The following is a 15739-nucleotide window of genomic DNA, read 5'->3' as shown; positions in this document are numbered from 1 at the left end:
TTAGGCTGTCTTCTGTCGGTTCATTTCCCGCTGGCTGCATAGCTGCAACACAGCGGAAGCGGCGTACACTACCGGTGATTGGCCAGATAGGAACGTACAAGCTCTTCAATCAGCTCATCGCGTTCTTTCTTACGGACCAGACTACGTGCGTTGTTGTGACGAGGGATGTATGCCGGGTCTCCAGAAATCAGATACCCAACAATCTGGTTGATCGGATTATAATCCTTATCGACCAGTGCATCGTATACCGTGAGAAGAATCTCTTTGGATGATGCTTCCTGTTCGTCACCTTTCACATTAAATTTAACCGTCTTATCCATGGAGTCCATTGATGACACCTCGCTCCTGCATGAACATGGGGACCATGTCCTGCCGAATTGATTTCTGTTTATATAATAACATATTCTGACTGCCACAAGTAAACAAAGGATTAGGCAATTGTGTTTTTTGCTTGTCCTTTACTGGCTTAGGCATATTGCATCATTCGATTCCAGTCTCTCCCCCGTACAAAATAAAGACGAACAGAACCATTTCGATCTATATTTTGAAGATTGAAAGCAGATCATTAAATTTATGCAGTATGCTCACTAACCAGCGTAACCGCCAGTTTCAGTGCTTCATCCAGCTTGGTTGCATCCTTGCCTCCAGCTTGCGCCATATCCGGACGTCCGCCACCGCCACCGCCGCATAATGCCGCGACTTCCTTGACGATTTTGCCTGCGTGCAGTCCTTGTTTTACTTGTTCAGCAGGTACAGCTACAACAAAGTTCACTTTGCCATCGGCTGGGGCACCCAATACGAGTACCGCGTTAGGCAGTTTGACTTTCAACTCATCCGCAACCGTACGCAGTGCATCCATGTTCGGTGCATCTACCCGTGCTGCCAGCAGTTGTGTATTACCTGCTTGTACCACTTGATCGGTCAATTGACCTGCTTCCATAGCACTCAGCTTGCTTTGCAGAGATTCGGTCTCTCTGGCTGCTTCTTTCAGTTGCTGATTCAGACCTTCAATCCGTTTAGGCACATCAGCCACATTAGCTTTGAGCAAAGATGCTGATTGCTTGAGCAGTTCCAGCTGACTTTCCACATACAAATATGCGCCACGGCCTGTTACAGCTTCGATCCGGCGCACGCCAGAGCCGATTCCGCTCTCGCTCACCAGTTTAAAGATTCCAATCTCTGAAGTATTGTTTACGTGACAGCCGCCACAAAGTTCCAAACTGTAGTCTCCCACTTGAACCACACGCACTATATCTCCGTATTTCTCGCCAAACAGGGCCATCGCCCCCATTTCTTTCGCTTCATCAATAGCTTTCAGCTCAATATTCACGTTCAGACGATTCCAGATCTGTTCGTTCACCTGACGCTCAATCTCAGTCAACTCTTCCGGCGTGATGCTGCCAAAGTGTGAGAAGTCAAAACGCAGACGCTGCGGATCTACGAGCGATCCCGCCTGGTTAACATGAGTACCTAACACATCTTTGAGTGCTTTGTGCAGCAAGTGGGTTGCTGTATGGTTTTTGATGATGTCGCCACGTTTCGCTGAGTCTACTTCGGCATGGATCACATCACCGACATGTAACTCACCAGACTCGATGGTCACCAGATGCACATGTTGTCCCATTGGAGCTTTGAACAAACCTTGTACTTTCGCCGTTACACTTGCTCCGCGCAGTAAGCCCTGATCACTGACTTGACCGCCACTTTCTGCGTAGAAAGGGGTCTTGTCCAGAACAACTTGAGCTGTCTGTCCTTCGCCTACCGTGTCTACAAGGGAATCACCGGCAACGATGGCTACCACTTTTACTTCCGTCAACAGGTCAGTATAACCAACAAACTCGCTTTTAACCTCCAGATCGGCAAGTGGTCCACCTTGTACCTTCATGCTCTCGTTCTCTTGACGTCCTGCACGTCCAAGCTCACGCTGCTTCTGCATGGAAGCATCAAAGCCTTCACGATCCACGGTCAGACCATGCTCTGCGGCATAATCTTCGGTCAGGTCAAACGGGAAACCATAGGTATCATACAGTTTGAATGCCTCAGGTCCGCTAATCACAGTACGTCCTTCGGATTTGGCTGCACTACTGATATCAGCCAGAATAGCCAGTCCATCCGTGAGTGTTTCGTGGAAACGTTCTTCCTCGGTTTTGATCACTTTGGCGATGAATTCCTGTTTGTCCACTACCTCAGGATAGTACATGCCCATGACTTCACCAACCGTTGTTGTCAGTTCATACAGGAACGGACGGTCAAGTCCAAGTACTTTTCCATAACGAACGGCACGACGGAGCAAGCGACGGATAACATATCCACGTCCTTCATTGCTTGGCAGAACGCCATCACCTACGGCAAAAGCAACGGTACGAATATGATCAGCAATCACTTTCAACGCCACATCAATCTCTACGCTATCGTTATATTTCACACCCGCAAGAGCGGCTGTTCTCTGAATCATCGGTTGGAACAGGTCTGTGTCGAAGTTGGAATCGACATCTTGAAGAATAGAAGCAAAACGTTCCAAACCTGCGCCTGTATCAATATTTTTGTTAGGAAGCGGTGTATAGCTACCGTCCTTGTTATGGTTGAACTGGGAGAATACCAGATTCCATACTTCCAGATAACGTTCGTTTTCCCCACCTGGGTACATCTCGGGATCACTCATGTCATTACCGTAAGCTTCGCCACGGTCATAGAAGATCTCGGTACAAGGTCCGCACGGGCCTTCACCAATATCCCAGAAGTTTTCATCCAATTTGATGATACGCTCCGCAGGAAGTCCCACTTTTTCATTCCACAGTTTGAAAGCTTCTTCATCTTCCGGATATACCGTAACGGACAGACGCTCTGGATCGAAACCGATCCACTCTTTGCTAGTCAGGAACTCCCATGCCCATGTAACGGTCTCTTCCTTGAAGTAATCTCCAATGGAGAAGTTACCGAGCATCTCGAAGAACGTATGGTGACGACGCGTTTTGCCGACATTTTCAATATCATTGGTACGGATACATTTTTGGGAATTCGCAAGGCGCGGGTTCTCCGGCTTCTCACGTCCGTCAAAGTATGGTTTGAGCGGTGCCATACCTGCATTGATCCACAGAAGGGAAGGATCGTTGTGAGGTACGAGCGATGCGCTCGGCTCGATTTTGTGACCTTTACTTGCAAAAAACTCTATCCATTTGGACCGGATTTCACTGGCTTTCATACTGGATGCCCCCATCGAATTATAATAGTCCGTTGCGTATTCGCTCCGGTTGGTTAACATTGAATTGGTAAAAATAAACACAAAAAACGCCCCTGAATAATCAGGGACGATGTTATCGCGGTACCACCCTGGTTATTGTTGTTCATCCCTTGCTGCCCGGATCAACTAACAATCTCCTCGTTCATGCGAAATAACGGTCGCTCCCGGCAGGGTTGTCCTGCACTCCGAAATTAGCTTTCCGCCGCTTCATCTTCCAAGACTCTTCCAGCCATCAGTTCAGGCTTACCCTGATCCGAAGAAGTCTATTCTCTGAGGAAAGGAACCCTCGGCGTACTTTATTTCATCATCGATTTCATGTTCTAAACATACACACTCATTATATCGATAGCACCAGCCAGTGTCAACGCGGCCTCCTTGATGTTCTAACCCTATTATTCAGTCGGTCCTTCGTTTGATGTAATAGGCAAAAAAGTGCTGCACAATGACCTTCAGGACAGCGAAAACGGGCACAGCCAGAATAAGACCTACAATGCCTGCCAGTTCGCCTCCAACGAGTAGGGCAAATATAATCGACAGTGGATGCAGATGCAGTGTGCGACCCACCACCTGGGGAGAAACCACGTTGCTCTCCAGCACCTGACAAAGTGTATTCACAATGATGACAAGCAGTACCATTTTGAATGATACCGTCGATGCCATAACCACAGCAGGGGCAGCTCCAAGAAACGGACCCAGGTATGGCACAATGTTAAATACAACTACAATACTCGCAAGCAACAGGGCGTAAGGCATATCAATGACGATATAACCAATGTAGGCAAAGATGCCTACAATGATACAGACAATAAACTGTCCACGTATGTAATTTCCCAGAGCCGTATCGATCTCCTTCATCACCGAAACAATCGCTTTACGACGTGTTCGCGGAAGGTAGGCCACAATAGTGCGTTCGAACACCTCAAAATCTTTTAACATATAGAAGATCAGAAAAGGCACGATAAACACATTGAATAATACATTAATCGTCGCCCCGATATTATCCATTAGCAAGGTTATTCCCTGAGTAAGCCGGCCCTCCATCTGAAAGAACCAGCTGTTCATCCCTGTTCGTATACTTGGGGGCATTAATTTGTGGTCCATATTGTTCATCAGGCTCTGGGCTCGCATGGACAATTCCGGCATGTGTTCATTCAGTTCCTCAAGCTGTTCAATCAATACCGGAATCACATTCATCAGAATGACACCTAAGCTGGTCAGGAAAAAGGCATATATGAGCAATACAGCAATGGTACGTGGTACCTTACGCCCTCCCAGCATGCCGACAATCGGATTGAGTACATAAGATATGATAAGAGCTACGATAAAGGGCGCCAGCACTGTTTTCAGAAAAGCATATATGTGAAGTAGTAAAGGCCGCAGCAGCCATATAAAGTACAATATAATCAATCCGAGCAACAGCCAGATCGCGTAACGGAACAGCTTGTTTTTGGTTAATTGCTCCACGTGAATCCCTCCCTTTTGGACTGGCTCTGTGAGTCAGTATATGTAGGAAAGGTAATATTTATTAACACAGCACAGAAGTGGAAAGGATTAGCCCTCACATTTTTATCAAAACAAAAAAACGCCTCCTTCATCAGAGAAGGAAGCGCATCTTGCGGTACGGAAAGGCATATAATCAACCATGCCCCGCCCGAACCACTATGTAACCGCATCTATATACACCTGCCTGCAAGTAACGACAGCATTCCATGACACACATTGTCACGAAACCGCATATAGAGGAAGTTATCATGCTTTTTAAGAAGAAGCGTGAAGATGAGGGAAGTCTTGCGGCAGCTCGTCCCCGAAAAACAGATCATCCAGAGAACTTAGCGTACCGTCTTCTTCCACCTGATATACAGACATTTTCTCACCGTTCACGCTTAACTCGATAAAGCATCCCCAGCAATAAAACTGGTGGGAACCAATTTTCCCGATATCTTTGGAACTACAATTTGGACATTTCATATTCATTCACCTATCCGTTAACAGAATGAATGGCATTTTCCAAGCGTTGTTCACTCAGAGGCGGCACCATAATGGCACTTTCCCCGATAGACATATCACTTGTACATGGCAGCCATTTACGGCCCTCAATCAAATCGGACACAAAACCGTCCGTAATTTCAATCCCTATTATTGTATTTCCCAACTCCTGGTCAAAATAAACATCAGAGACACGCCCAAGCAGCAAACCTTCTTCGGTGAGCACGGACATCTCCTTCAATTTAGAACGACCGAGGAGGTACGTGTATTTTATGTCGTCGGCTTCCGTCTTGCGGACAGCCTGTTGATTACGGATCATGACGGCATCCTCGCCGTAGGCAACGATATCTTGCCACTGCACGATTTTGACATGACTGGTAAACAGGCCTTTGTTCTCAAGCTCAATGCCTTCAATCTCCCAATCATCATTCACAATGAAATCCTGGATTTTGCCGACCTGCTTCCCGTCCTCAACATCAAAAACGGCAAGTCCGATCATTTCCTGAAGCTTCATCGCTGGGTCCCCCTCATCTTCTTATCATTAAATAGGCGCGGCGCTCTTGCTAGGTATGCCCAAAGTTGATGACTGGCAATCCAACGCCGATCATCAAAACCGCTTCTATCCAACCGATGAAATGGAACTTCTTCCCTCCTTCTGTTCCATGTGTAAAGAGCCCCTTAGGGTCTGTTACGCAGTCGCCCAAGAATGGTTCCAATTTTTTCGGCGGTTATCATGATTTCTTCCGTAGTATTACCCAATCCCCAGCTAAATCGAATCGCAGAATGCAAAAATGTCTCAGGCAGATCCATTGCTTTGAGCACATGAGATACTTCGAGTGAACCGGAAGTACATGCCGAACCGCTTGCCACAGCGATACCTTCCATATCCAGATTCATTAACATCGTCTCTGTGGACACTTCTGGAAAGCTGATATTCAGGATGTTTGGCAGCGTATGCTCATTGTGCCCATTCACATGAAAGTGCTCCGTCCCCACATGAATTTCAAGCTGTTCTAACAAAAGCTTCCGTATTTCCAGATCAAGCTGACGATGCGCATCTGCTTGCTCTGATGCTATTTTGAGAGCCTCAGCGAATCCGGCAATGCCAGCTATATTTTCCGTACCAGCACGCCGCTGACGCTCTTGCAGCCCACCATGTGCTCTTGCTTCCAGCACAATTCCACGCCGTACATAGAGTGCACCCACGCCCTGGGGACCATTGATTTTATGAGCAGAGAAGCTGATCAGATCCACAGGCAGTTCCTTACAGGAAATATTCTGGCTGCCCAGCGCCTGAACCGCATCGGTATGGAAGAGAATATCATGCTTACGAGCCAGCTCACCCACCTCGCGGATCGGCTGAATGGTGCCCACTTCATTATTGGCAAACATCATAGTGATCAGCACTGTATCCGGTCGAATAGCCTCTCGCAGTTCATCCAGACTTATTCGTCCATATGGATCAACAGACAGATATGTGACTTCATAACCTTGACGCTCCAGTTCCTGACACGTATGCAGAACGGCATGATGCTCAATTGCGGTTGTAATCACATGTTTTCCCTTGCCTAGCCTTGATGAGACTGCCCCGAAGATGGCCAGATTGTCGCTCTCCGTGCCGCCTCCAGTGAATACCAGTTCGTCCGGGAAACAGCCCAAATACGCCGCAATGACATCCCTTGCTCCGCTGACGGTCCGTTTGGCCTCACGCCCGAAGGCATGGATACTTGATGCGTTGCCATATTGCCCTGTCATGACGTTTATCATCGCTTCTGCGACTTGTGGATGCATAGGTGTCGATGCGGCGTGGTCCAAATAAATTCGTTTCATTATATGTTCACTCCGTTATATTCTAGATTACCCCACTCATTTCCTTGCGATAATTCATGCTTCTTCAACCTCATACGCAATCCATCAACCGAGATATCATCTAAATGATCAAAAGATGTAACTTGGCATGGATAAAGCCCCCAAATGGGGGCTAAGTATATTCCATGGTCGTACTCATGACAGTCATTGTCTAAATATAAAACATATAGCTGTCTTTTTTGTCTTGATCCTGAAACGTAATCAGGTCTTTCAGTGTTGTTGAATCCAACACTTCCGCAATGCCGTCACGGATCCGCAACCACAGATCACGCTTCGCTGGGTCATCTTCCTCCGTGAAGTCTACCGGGGAGATTGGCCCTTCCAGTACACGAATTACATCGCCTGCTGTCATCGTTGCAGGGTCCCCTGCAAGAATGTAACCTCCATAGGCACCTCTGATACTCTTGACTAGTCCTGCATTACGTAGTGGAGCGATCAATTGCTCCAGATAATGTTCTGAGAGCTGGTTGCGCTCGGCAATGCTTTTCAGAGATGTAGGACCTTCGCCTATTCGAGCTGCCAGCTCCATCATGATTGTGAGGCCGTAACGGCCTTTTGTCGATATTTTCAAAGGAGTCACCTCTTTCAATTTTCAGAAAAAATTTAGAAACTTATATTTCATCCATATGGTCCATGACCGTCTCTTTCACGATCCGTTACATCGGAGGTGCTTAGAACCTCGTATCAAGCTTCTAATCCTCCGTATTCCGATCATAACCCTCAAGTAATGTTAACATATCCGCATGCTTATTGGAAAAGAAAGATTGACGATATTCCAAAATGTGCGCCTGTGGTGGACACTATCCAAAGTTGGCCGGGTGTATCGTATCTTGAGTCCGGTTATGCTAGAATAAGAAACGAAACACACTTATCTATAGAAATGGTGATAACGATGTCCAAAACAATTGAAAATACACGGGTCGTCGTTGGCATGTCCGGAGGCGTCGATTCTTCCGTTACCGCATTGCTGCTGAAAGAGCAGGGTTACGATGTCATCGGCATTTTCATGAAAAACTGGGATGACACCGACGAGTTCGGCCACTGTACCGCTGAAGAAGATTCAGAGGATGTGCGCCGCGTATGTGAACAGATCGGCATTCCTTACTACACTGTCAACTTCGAGAAAGAGTACTTTGATAAAGTATTTACCTATTTCCTTGATGAATATAAGTCAGGTCGCACACCTAATCCAGATGTCATGTGTAATCGTGAGATCAAATTCGGTGAATTCCTGAACAAGGCCATTGATCTAGGCGCAGATTATGTAGCTACTGGCCACTATGCTCGCCTGACTGAAGAAGATGGAACGTTCAAACTGCTGCGCGGTGTGGATAGTAACAAGGATCAGACCTATTTCCTTAATGCACTCAATCAGAAGCAGCTGTCCAAAGCCATGTTCCCTATTGGTCATCTGCCCAAACCGGAAGTGCGTAAAATTGCCGAAGCTGCTGGCTTGTCCACTGCGAAGAAAAAAGACAGTACAGGTGTCTGCTTCATCGGTGAACGCAACTTCAAAGAGTTCCTGAGTAACTATCTGCCCGCCAAAGGTGGAGACATGGTGGATATCGCGAGTGGTGAAGTGAAAGGTCGTCATGACGGCCTGATGTACTACACGCTTGGGCAACGTCAAGGTCTTGGCATTGGTGGTTCAGGCAATGGCGAGCCTTGGTTCGTCGCTGATAAGGATCTGGAGAAAAATCAGCTGCTTGTCATTCAGGGCGATGCCCATGCAAGCTTGTACTCCACAGGTCTAATCGCAACAGGTGTGAACTGGATCGCTGGTGCAGAGCACATGCCTAATGTGCCATACCGTTGTACTGCCAAATTCCGCTATCGCCAGCCGGATCAAGGCGTTACATTAACCTGGCAGGAAGACGGCACTGTAGATGTACAATTTGACCAGCAGCAAAAAGCCATTACACCCGGACAAGCCGTTGTTTTCTACGACGGAGAGGTCTGCCTGGGTGGGGGTACGATAGATCAGGTGCAAAAAGTACCTGTGCCCGCAATGCAATAACGAAGCACATCCATGAAATATGGATTATACAGAATACCATGTATTCCTATTAAAAAAGCCGTCTTTCATGTATACCATGAAGGAGGGCTTTTTTCCTGCTTTTCTTTGCAAAAAAATTAAAATTCGTTCGTTATGCAGTCAACCAGACACCAACCACGGATGCCAGCACCCCAACCACAACAGAACTGATTACGTAGAGCGCAGCTCTGGCGTATCTTTGCTGACCCATAAGTCCTAATGTTTCATAGCCAAAGGTGGAGAATGTGGTGTACGCACCGCAGAATCCAGTTCCCCAGATCACCCAAAGTCCATCTGAAAGCATTGCAGCTTGGTGCCCTCCGTATAACAACCCGAGCAGTAGAGAACCACTGATATTAATCATCCATGTTCCCCACGGAAAAGACGTTCCGATCAAGCCGGAGACCCACTTTCCCAGACTATACCGAAGCACTGCGCCCAAGGCGCCTGCCAAACCGATCCAGATGATCATGAGCCATCACCCTCTTGTCTGCGTGTTCCTAATATACGCTGTCCAAGTCGGATACCCCATGCACAGAGTATTAGACCCACCAGTAGACTAATGAGCAAATAGATCGCGGCCTTGATCCATTCTCCACTCTCGGACAGACGAACCATATCCAGTGTGAATGTGGAAAACGTCGTAAATGCACCGGTGAACCCTGTGCCAATGGCAAGGCGTAGTTGTGGCGTTATTTTATCTGGAACAGCGATGGTGAAGAACCAACCCAAAAACAGGCTACCCATCGCATTGATCAGTAGCACAGCCCAAGGAAAGCCCACGTTCGAAGTCGGTATGCCTAACTGTATAGCATATCGGGTCAACGTGCCCAGGAATCCACCCACTCCTATATATATTAGTTCTTTCATGTTATGTGCATCTCCCGGGTTAGCTTTCGGATCTATGTTAGACACTATTTACTTAGCTATATCACTTTACATCTACAATTCCCTGCGCCGCTGTTGGTTCAGCCGGATCTTCGATTCGTTGCCTTGCTCCGTCGCTTCATAGAATATTCTCCGCGATAGCTGTTTGGGCAGGTACTCCTGCTTCACGTAATGCCCCGGATAGTTATGTGGATATTGATAGCCTTCGTGACCCAACTTCACAGCACCTGAATAATGCGTATCTCTCAGATGAAGTGGCACCTCTGCCGATTTCACCTCATCGATGGCACTCATGGCTTTGGAAATAGCGGTGTACACCGCATTGGATTTCGGACTCTCGACTGCAAACAGAATCGCTTGTGCAATGTTCAGTTTGGCTTCGGGCCAGCCGTTATTCCGGTATGCATCAAGTGCACCAATCGCCTGGGTCATCGCTTGTGGATTCGCAAGACCAATGTCCTCACTGCTCGCTGCAATCAGACGACGAATAAACGTCATTGGGTCCATACCCAGCTTCTCCACCGCGTACAAAAACCAGAACAGTGCCGCATCACTGGAGCCCCGAATGCTCTTGTGAAATGCGGATAACACGTCATACTGTGTTGATTCATCTGCCTTCACAATGGGACGCCGAATAGACTCTTCAGCTACATCAAGCGTAATGTGAATAGATCCATCCTTCTCCGGTGGCGTGGTCAATGCGGCCAGTTCGAGCGCATTAAGAGCACGCCGAATGTCTCCATTTGCCATCGTGGCAATGTGCTCTAGCGCCTCATCGTCTGCCTGTAATTCCATGAATCCAAGCCCTTTGTCAGCATCGCTCAATGCTCTGCGCATCGCAATAAGGGAGTGCTCCTTATTCAAGGATTCCAGCTGGAACAGAGTGGAACGGCTCATCAAGGCCCCATTTACATAATGAAAGGGATTCTCCGTTGTCGCGCCGATAAAAATAATCGTGCCCTTCTCAACAGCAGGTAACAGGGCATCCTGACGTGAACTGTTAAACCGGTGTACCTCGTCCAGAAACAGGATTGTTTTGGTGCCATATAACTGCTTATTCGTCTGAGCCTGCTCAATGACTTCACGGACATCCTTAACGGAAGCCTCAACGGCATTCAGGCGAACAAATTGTCCTTGGGTTTGCTGAGAAATAATATGTGCCAGTGTCGTCTTACCGCATCCTGGAGGACCATATAGCAGGATGGACGAAATCTGATCCGCCTCAATCGCACGCCGAAGCAGCTTTCCCGGTCCAATAATATGTTCCTGTCCAATATATTCATCCAGATGCTCTGGCCGCAAGCGGTCCGCGAGCAATCTGGCTTGTGTGTGCGTATCCTGTTGAAACGAAAATAAATCCATTGCTCATCACTTCCTTAACGGATTGCCTTGAGTTATGCATATTACACTTCTGACGTATCTTTTCTACCCTCTATCATATCATACTCCTTAGGCAACATAGCCATAAATGCACCAAGTGCACTGCTGACAAACGCATCCTTTCGTGTAATAAAACGGGTCATCATGTGATTCACGCCAGTGGGAAGCGAATGTTTGCGCAGAATGCCGCTTTCGATCTGCTGCCGGATCACAATCTCCGGTAATAAAGAAATCCCCATTCCAGAGGCAACTCCGCTAATAATCGCTTCCAGCGTACCAAATTCCATAATTACCGGACGAGTTACTCCACTGGAGCGTAACCATTCTTCCAATGTTTGACGATAAGAACATCCCATACTATAGACAAGAATCGGCTTGCCTGTAAGCTCCTCCACAGGCTCTGCATCTACACCCGACGAGACGATATACAGCTCTTCATCATACACGGGAACGGATGCGATATCGGAGTGATCGCACGAACAACCTATGAAAGCTCCCTCCAATTCATACCCCATTACTTGGTCAATCAGCATTTGTGAATTGCCGGTTGCCAGTGACAGAGATACAGCAGGAAATTGTTTATAGTACTTGGCAAAAAGTTCAGGTAGCCGAACGGCTGCCGCGGTCTGTGTAGATCCTATTCGCAGAGGCCCCGATGGCGTGTTCGTCGCCTGGAGTGCCTTGGAAGCATCATTCAGTAAACCAATAATTTTATCCGCATAGGTGAGCAACATCTCTCCAGCCGGAGACAACGTCATTCCCCGATTATGTCTAATAAATAGCGGTGTGCCTACTTCTGTTTCCAAATGCCTTATTCTGGCGGTTACATTGGATTGAACATAGCCCAGTCGTGCAGCTGCCTTCGTCAAATTACCTTCCTGCGCGACACATTGAAATATTCTCAGATCCCCACTTTCCATCATTAACCCTCCAACTCTAACATCATTTATAATGATGTCCAGATCACTAACAATCATTATACAGTATGACTAATCATCACTACAATCAAGGTATATCAGAATCAGAACACAGCATTTCTTGATGTACTGTGCTCAAGTGGAGGCGTATGAATCATGTTGAATTGGACAAATAAAGTAGACAGTGGACAAGACCCTATGAGCAAGGGAAGAAGCCATGAAAACCATCCCATGAGGCCGCTAAAATACACCCTGTTAATCATCCTCACCACCTTGATTATGGGAACTTCATTTCCGGTAGGAAAAATCGGCATGATGTATGCTCCTCCCTTTTTGTTAATGGGTCTTCGCTATGTATTGGCAGGAGTACTGCTTGCCTGGATCGTAAGAAAACGCCCCCTCCCTGTCCAATGGCAACAATGGGCGCAGATCGTTGTAATCGGCTTCTTCCAGTCGGCCGGGGTCATGGGCTGTGCCTATTACAGCATGAATTGGATCAGTTCGGGAGAATCTGCGATCATCACATTCACTAATCCTTTATTGGTCATTATTTTCAGCGTCATTCTGTATGGTGTAACCTATCGATTTAGCCAGTGGATGGGCGTTATTCTGGGGTTCGCAGGAGTCGTTCTAACCTTTGGACTGCACATGAGCCTTACACCCGGAACTTGGATTGGATTCGGAGGAGCTGTTTCCTTCGCTGTATCAACATTATTAATTAAACGTTGGGGATCTCGTCATGACACGTATGTACTCACAGCCTATCAGATGCTTGCCGGAGGCGCGGTACTACTTATGCTTAGTGGATTCACCGAGCAGCCTCACTTTATCGTAAACACCACATCTATTCTTGTGCTGATATGGCTGACAATATTTTGTTCCATTATTCAGTTTACCCTCTGGTTCTACTTGCTACAAAACACGGACCCGGCCAAAACCAGTTCCTTTCTTTTTCTTGCGCCGCTTTTTGGTGTGCTGTCCAGCTTGGTGTTACTGGGCGAACACGTCCAATGGATTGTAGGTGCAGGCGGCGTATTCATCTGTCTGGGCATATTCCTCGTTAATCGTCACCCTGTTAAATCAGCGTAGCTGTAAACAAAAAGGCATGTCGCCAAAATAGCGACATGCCTTTTCTTATGGAGTTTATGATCTAATTTCATCTCATACAGACTCCGATTCATTGTCTACAGGCCAGCCCTGAATCGTAACTGCTTCACCTTCCGAATGATGTGTCGCAGCCGCGTATTCTGGCAAATCCCCCTCGTGGAACAACCACAGTTCGTGCAATGCCCGTGTACAGCCCACATACAGCAGTTTCGCATCACCCGCATTTGGCAAGTAATGCTCTTGGTCAACGTCTGCCACAATGACGGCATCAAACTCCAAGCCTTTGGACAGATAAACGGGTAGAACGGAGTGTCCACCTGTGTACTGCTTTTTGCCACCATCGATCAGATTTAGATCCCAGCCTACGGCCTGCAGTTCACGATGGAGCACCTCTGCCTCATGCAGCGTACGGGTCAGAATGGAGACGGTTCGGTAGTCTTTGACCGTTAACACCTTCAGCGCTTGTTCAAGGCTCGCCGTTCGTCCTTCTCCTCCGTACGCCAACGTCCGAACTGGATCACCGCTCCTGAAAACAGGAATCGCCGTAATTCCGCTCTGAACGCCTCGTTCCAGAATCGTGTTTGCATAATCGATAATTTCCATCGTGGAACGATAGCTTCGGGTCAATGCAAAGTATGCATTCTGTTCCTCCGGGAAAAGTGAACTCATCTCTTCCCACGCGTGAACCCCGCGGTACTCATGAATGCCTTGGGACAGATCACCCAGGATGGTGAAGGAATGCCCTCTCACGAACTGATCCAATAATGCGACGTGAAAAGGGGAGAAATCCTGTGCTTCATCAATCACGACATGGTCAAAACGTTCCGAACTTTCAATATCATGAACAAGCGTATGAATATATACCAATGCAGGCAGATCCTCTTCTCGTACGATATCCTGCTTCAGATCTGCTGCGGTTTGTTTCATGACACCTTTCGGAACAAGCCCGCTGAGCGAGGCTGGCACAGAGCCGCCCTTTACCGCTTTGAACAGTTGTTTGTATAGTGTAAGCGGCTCATACTGAGGCCATTTCTTGGCATAGGATTTCTCCCGAGTCGCTGCTTTTTTCTTGCGTTCTTTGCGCACAGCTTCAGGCATGGGTTTCTTGAGTTCCATTTCAATCCAGCGGTGAACTCGCGCCATAACCCGTTCTTTGCGTTTCGCTAGCGGATAGTGTTTGTATTCCTCACCGAACCAGCTTTCGATCTCCTTCTTGCTGAGCACACCACCATCCCATGGACTGAAGTCCATATCTGGCACAGAATCCTCTTCCATACCCGACAGCCACTCCCGAATGAGATTCATGAAGCGGATCGAACCTTTGTACCTTCCAGGTACATCATCGTTCAATTCTGGCCGTGCATCGGGTGTTTCAAACCAGATATTCAGTGTCTCCGACGTATCCGCCAGAGGCATCTCCAGCCCGAGCAGATTCTTGGCCCAATCCGGGAATGTCTGCTGCTGAATGTCCCCTACACCGAGTTCCGGGAGCACATCCGAGATGTAATCCAAGAACATATGGTTGGGTGCAAAAATAACCATTTTCTCCGCAGATACCTGCTCCTTATACTGATACAGCAAAAAGGCAAGCCGATGCAGGGCAACCGTTGTTTTCCCCGATCCGGCCACACCCTGAATGATCAACGCGGTGTTTCTCGCCGCACGAATGATCAGATCCTGCTCCGCCTGAATTGTGGACACGATATCCCGGAGTTTGTTGTCTTTGTTCTCTCCCAGTCGATAGACGAGGAATTCATCGGATACCGCAGGCTGGTCGCTGTCACGGTTATATGTATCCGCCACACGTTCCAATATTCGCTGGCGAATGACAACGTTTCGTTTCAGGTAGACCAGACCTTCGATAAGCCCTTCCGGGGCTTCATACATTGCGGAGGCTTCCCCTCCCGTAAAAGAGTAAAACAGGCTCGCGACAGGAGCACGCCAGTCGATGACGAGCGGATGCTCTCCCACCGCTTCGCGGTCTACGCCGATTTTGCCAATATACAGCGGCTTCCGTGCACCACTGCCCTGTTCTTCGAAATCCAAGCGTCCGAAATAGGGTTGCTGCGCACTCTTGGACAAGGCGGTGCGGCGCTCTTCGCGTCCGGCTTCCAGCACTTGTTCTGTGAAGTCGTGGCCGGTATACACCGGAAAATTCTGTAGCCGTTGCAGCTGGCTGTCCACTTCCTCCATCGTTCGCTCTAACCTGTACTCTTCTTCTTGATAGGCACTTTGAAAGCTGTCTGACATGTTTCAGTTACCTCCTAAGAATATGTTTGTTCTGCATAGTCAATCACTGACAACGCAAAAGGATAC

General features: G+C 47.8%; 14 protein-coding genes. 2 read left to right on the top strand and 12 right to left on the bottom strand.

Features of this window, described 5'->3' with window-relative positions; genetic code table 11:
- Positions 1-68 precede the first annotated feature (68 nt).
- From C0Q44_RS10620 to cymR, 7 genes are all read right to left on the bottom strand, one after another.
- Entirely contained in the window at positions 69-329 is a 261-nt protein-coding gene (locus C0Q44_RS10620; RefSeq protein ID WP_017686818.1) for an IreB family regulatory phosphoprotein, read from the bottom strand.
- 242 nt (positions 330-571) lie between these two features.
- Positions 572-3202, bottom strand: a complete 2631-nt coding sequence (alaS, locus tag C0Q44_RS10615; RefSeq protein ID WP_105407201.1) for an alanine--tRNA ligase — start codon at positions 3200-3202, stop codon at positions 572-574.
- A 435-nt stretch (positions 3203-3637) separates the two neighbouring features.
- The gene (locus tag C0Q44_RS10610) at positions 3638-4705 is read right to left on the bottom strand and encodes an AI-2E family transporter (RefSeq protein ID WP_105407200.1); all 1068 of its coding nucleotides are present in this window, start codon (positions 4703-4705) and stop codon (positions 3638-3640) included.
- 294 nt (positions 4706-4999) lie between these two features.
- Positions 5000-5209 (bottom strand): hypothetical protein, encoded by a 210-nt coding sequence (locus C0Q44_RS10605; RefSeq protein WP_105407199.1) that lies wholly within the window; start codon positions 5207-5209, stop codon positions 5000-5002.
- 10 nt (positions 5210-5219) lie between these two features.
- On the bottom strand, positions 5220-5741 hold the full coding sequence (locus tag C0Q44_RS10600) for a PRC-barrel domain-containing protein (RefSeq protein WP_105407198.1): 522 nt from the start codon (positions 5739-5741) through the stop codon (positions 5220-5222).
- Positions 5742-5905: 164 nt separating this feature from the next.
- Positions 5906-7057 carry a cysteine desulfurase family protein gene (locus C0Q44_RS10595; protein ID WP_105407197.1) on the bottom strand — a complete coding sequence of 384 codons (1152 nt, stop codon included), beginning with the start codon at positions 7055-7057 and terminating at the stop codon, positions 5906-5908.
- Positions 7058-7247: 190 nt separating this feature from the next.
- Complete coding sequence (gene cymR / locus C0Q44_RS10590) at positions 7248-7667, bottom strand: cysteine metabolism transcriptional regulator CymR (RefSeq protein ID WP_105407196.1); 420 nt, start codon at positions 7665-7667, stop codon at positions 7248-7250.
- A gap of 321 nt (positions 7668-7988) precedes the next feature.
- On the opposite strand from cymR, the gene mnmA reads away from it, so the two are divergent.
- Positions 7989-9113, top strand: a complete 1125-nt coding sequence (gene mnmA, locus C0Q44_RS10585) for a tRNA 2-thiouridine(34) synthase MnmA (protein ID WP_146113440.1) — start codon at positions 7989-7991, stop codon at positions 9111-9113.
- 130 nt (positions 9114-9243) lie between these two features.
- Here mnmA and crcB (C0Q44_RS10580) read toward each other — a convergent pair whose 3' ends face one another.
- The 4 genes from crcB (C0Q44_RS10580) to C0Q44_RS10565 all read right to left on the bottom strand — a co-directional run bounded on the left by crcB (C0Q44_RS10580) (position 9244) and on the right by C0Q44_RS10565 (position 12319).
- Complete coding sequence (crcB, locus tag C0Q44_RS10580) at positions 9244-9603, bottom strand: fluoride efflux transporter CrcB (protein ID WP_105407195.1); 360 nt, start codon at positions 9601-9603, stop codon at positions 9244-9246.
- Positions 9600-10001 (bottom strand): fluoride efflux transporter CrcB, encoded by a 402-nt coding sequence (crcB, locus tag C0Q44_RS10575; protein WP_105407194.1) that lies wholly within the window; start codon positions 9999-10001, stop codon positions 9600-9602. The genes crcB (C0Q44_RS10580) and crcB (C0Q44_RS10575) overlap by 4 nt, the downstream gene beginning before the upstream one ends.
- Before the next feature lie 72 nt (positions 10002-10073).
- On the bottom strand, positions 10074-11381 hold the full coding sequence (locus tag C0Q44_RS10570; RefSeq protein WP_105407193.1) for a replication-associated recombination protein A: 1308 nt from the start codon (positions 11379-11381) through the stop codon (positions 10074-10076).
- Between the two features lie 41 nt (positions 11382-11422).
- On the bottom strand, positions 11423-12319 hold the full coding sequence (locus C0Q44_RS10565; RefSeq protein WP_105407192.1) for a LysR family transcriptional regulator: 897 nt from the start codon (positions 12317-12319) through the stop codon (positions 11423-11425).
- Between the two features lie 153 nt (positions 12320-12472).
- Here C0Q44_RS10565 and C0Q44_RS10560 point away from each other — a divergent pair, with 153 nt between their 5' ends.
- Positions 12473-13405, top strand: coding sequence for a DMT family transporter (locus tag C0Q44_RS10560; RefSeq protein WP_308737399.1), 933 nt, complete (start codon positions 12473-12475; stop codon positions 13403-13405).
- A 72-nt stretch (positions 13406-13477) separates the two neighbouring features.
- Here the strand turns inward: C0Q44_RS10560 and C0Q44_RS10555 are convergent, their stop codons facing one another.
- Positions 13478-15673, bottom strand: a complete 2196-nt coding sequence (locus tag C0Q44_RS10555) for a HelD family protein (protein ID WP_105407191.1) — start codon at positions 15671-15673, stop codon at positions 13478-13480.
- Between the last annotated feature and the right edge of the window lie 66 nt (positions 15674-15739).

Source organism: Paenibacillus sp. PCH8 (assembly GCF_002968835.1).
In the GTDB taxonomy this organism is placed as follows: Bacteria; Bacillota; Bacilli; order Paenibacillales; family Paenibacillaceae; genus Paenibacillus.
Note: the sequence above shows the minus strand (reverse complement) of the source record. Positions and strands in the feature narration are given on the sequence as shown.

Coding starts and splice junctions, on each gene's coding strand:
- alaS (WP_105407201.1), bottom strand. CDS start 3,202: ATGAAAGCCAGTGAAATCCGGTCCAAATGGATAGAGTTTTTTGCAAGT.
- C0Q44_RS10565 (WP_105407192.1), bottom strand. CDS start 12,319: ATGGAAAGTGGGGATCTGAGAATATTTCAATGTGTCGCGCAGGAAGGT.
- C0Q44_RS10600 (WP_105407198.1), bottom strand. CDS start 5,741: ATGAAGCTTCAGGAAATGATCGGACTTGCCGTTTTTGATGTTGAGGAC.
- C0Q44_RS10570 (WP_105407193.1), bottom strand. CDS start 11,381: ATGGATTTATTTTCGTTTCAACAGGATACGCACACACAAGCCAGATTG.
- C0Q44_RS10605 (WP_105407199.1), bottom strand. CDS start 5,209: ATGAAATGTCCAAATTGTAGTTCCAAAGATATCGGGAAAATTGGTTCC.
- mnmA (WP_146113440.1), top strand. CDS start 7,989: ATGTCCAAAACAATTGAAAATACACGGGTCGTCGTTGGCATGTCCGGA.
- C0Q44_RS10595 (WP_105407197.1), bottom strand. CDS start 7,057: ATGAAACGAATTTATTTGGACCACGCCGCATCGACACCTATGCATCCA.
- crcB (WP_105407194.1), bottom strand. CDS start 10,001: ATGAAAGAACTAATATATATAGGAGTGGGTGGATTCCTGGGCACGTTG.
- C0Q44_RS10555 (WP_105407191.1), bottom strand. CDS start 15,673: ATGTCAGACAGCTTTCAAAGTGCCTATCAAGAAGAAGAGTACAGGTTA.
- crcB (WP_105407195.1), bottom strand. CDS start 9,603: ATGATCATCTGGATCGGTTTGGCAGGCGCCTTGGGCGCAGTGCTTCGG.
- C0Q44_RS10620 (WP_017686818.1), bottom strand. CDS start 329: ATGGACTCCATGGATAAGACGGTTAAATTTAATGTGAAAGGTGACGAA.
- C0Q44_RS10560 (WP_308737399.1), top strand. CDS start 12,473: ATGTTGAATTGGACAAATAAAGTAGACAGTGGACAAGACCCTATGAGC.